Below are 858 nucleotides of genomic sequence, written 5' to 3' on the forward strand. Positions count from 1 at the left end.
CATTTCTAAAAATTTTGCCGTCTGAAAAACCCTATTTTTCAGACGGCTTTTTTTACCCCTTAATCCTTCACCGGCTCAAACGGCAGATACACATCAAAGCGCGTGCTTTTGCCCGTATATTGATAAGCCGGTTTCTCCCCGTTCAGATACTCGCCCAGGCGCGGGCGTTTGACGGCTACCCGCTTTTTGGCCGTTGCGCGCGCGGCGGCCAACAGCGCAGCTTCGTCCTGCGCCACACCCACCAGCTCGTGAAAATACGCCATTTCCTTTTTCACCGCTGCCGACTTCTGCCGCTCGGGGTACATCGGATCGAGATACACCACATCCGGCCGACCGTATGCCGCAGCAACCTGCGGCATCAGCGTGCAAGTGTCGCCTGTATGCAACATCATCCGCCCGACCACTTCCGCGATTTCGGGCAGCAGCCGCCCCCGACGCAAGCCGTCGGCCAGCAGGCAGGCGACCGCAGGATTTTGCTCGAACACCCGCACGCGTAAGCCCAGCGATGCCAAGACGAAGCTGTCGCGCCCCAAGCCGCCCGTGCCGTCCCACACCGTCGGATTGGCGGTATGGTTGACCGCTTTCGCAATCAGCTCCCCGCCACCTTTGGTGCGCCGGTATTGCGCCGCCCCGCCGCCGAAATCCGCCTGCACCCGCCCTTTCTCCCCGGCCTTGCACAAACTGATGCCGTCGGCATCCGCCAAGAGATACACACCGCCCTCAGGCGCCGCCAACACCCGCGCCAAGCCGGAAGCTTCCGCCAGCGCACGCACCTCGTCCGCCGCTTCGGACGCAATATAGATTACCGTCATATTCGCTCTTTTCTGATAAACGTATCGGGGATAAGGCAAATGCCCC

The 858-nt window shown here is 60.6% G+C and carries 1 protein-coding gene; it reads right to left on the minus strand.

Annotated elements, in window-relative coordinates; all coding sequences use genetic code 11:
* Positions 1–59: 59 nt before the first annotated feature.
* Positions 60–812 (minus strand): class I SAM-dependent methyltransferase, encoded by a 753-nt coding sequence (locus tag BDE01S_RS10800; protein ID WP_066081464.1) that lies wholly within the window; start codon positions 810–812, stop codon positions 60–62.
* Between the last annotated feature and the right edge of the window lie 46 nt (positions 813–858).

Origin of the sequence: Bergeriella denitrificans NBRC 102155 (genome assembly GCF_001592185.1) — a bacterium.
GTDB lineage: Bacteria > Pseudomonadota > Gammaproteobacteria > Burkholderiales > Neisseriaceae > Neisseria > Neisseria denitrificans.